Source organism: Actinomadura sp. NPDC048394 (assembly GCF_040651755.1).
GTDB classification, from domain to species: Bacteria; Actinomycetota; Actinomycetes; order Streptosporangiales; family Streptosporangiaceae; genus Spirillospora; species Spirillospora montaniterrae.
This window is the reverse complement of sequence record NZ_JBEZJL010000200.1, coordinates 1-1,091: the sequence shown is the minus strand read 5'-3', so window position 1 is coordinate 1,091 and position 1,091 is coordinate 1. Positions and strand designations below refer to the sequence as shown.

Genomic DNA, 1,091 nt, shown 5'->3' with positions numbered 1-1,091 from the left:
TCGGCGTCGGTCGTCGACATCCGCGGCTCCTACGGGCTGTTCATCGACGGTGAGTTCGTCGACGGGCACGGCGAGCCGTTCAAGACGATCAACCCCGCCGACGAGAGCGTGCTGGCCGATATCGCCTGCGCTGACGAGGCGGACGTGGACCGTGCCGTGAAGGCCGCCCGGACCGCCTACGAGAAGGTGTGGGGGCCGATGCCCGGCGGCGAGCGCGCCAAGTACCTGTACCGGATCGCGCGGATCATCCAGGAACGCTCGCGGGAGCTGGCGGTGCTGGAGTCGATCGACAACGGCAAACCGATCCGCGAGTCCCGCGACCTGGACGTCCCGCTGGTGGCGGCGTGGTTCTTCTACTACGCCGGCTGGGCCGACAAACTCGACCACGCCGGATTCGGCCCCCACCCCCAACCGGTCGGCGTCGCGGGCCAGGTGATCCCGTGGAACTTCCCGCTGCTGATGCTGGCCTGGAAGATCGCCCCCGCGCTGGCCTGCGGCAACACCGTCGTGTTGAAGCCGGCCGAGACCACGCCGCTGACCGCGTTGCTGTTCGCCGACATCTGCCGCCAAGCCGACCTGCCGCCCGGCGTGGTCAACATCATCACCGGCGCCGGCGACACCGGCCACGCGCTGGTCGCCCACCCCGGCATCGACAAAGTCGCCTTCACCGGCTCCACCGACGTCGGCCGCCACATCGCCCGCACCCTCGCCGGCACACCCAAGAAACTCACCCTGGAACTGGGTGGGAAGGCCGCCAACATCGTCTACGCCGACGCCGCCCTCGACCAGGCCGTCGAAGGCATCATCAACGGCATCTTCTTCAACCAAGGCCACGTGTGCTGCGCCGGATCCCGCCTCCTGGTGCAGGAATCGGTGGCCGAGGAGGTCCTCGCCCGGTTGAAGGCGCGGATGGCGACGCTGCGGGTCGGTGACCCCCTGGACAAGAACACCGACATCGGCGCGATCAACTCCGCCGCCCAACTCGACAAGATCCGCGAGCTGTCGGCGGCCGGGGAGGCCGAGGGCGCCGACCGCTGGTCACCACCCTGCGAGCTGCCCGACCGCGGGTTCTGGTTCCCGCCGACCCTCTT

Annotated in this window: 1 protein-coding gene; it reads left to right on the top strand. The window is 69.5% G+C overall.

The genetic code is table 11. The features are described 5' to 3' along the window. On the top strand, positions 1-1,091 hold a 1,091-nt coding region (locus tag AB0C78_RS50825; RefSeq protein WP_360763087.1), incomplete at both ends, for an aldehyde dehydrogenase family protein.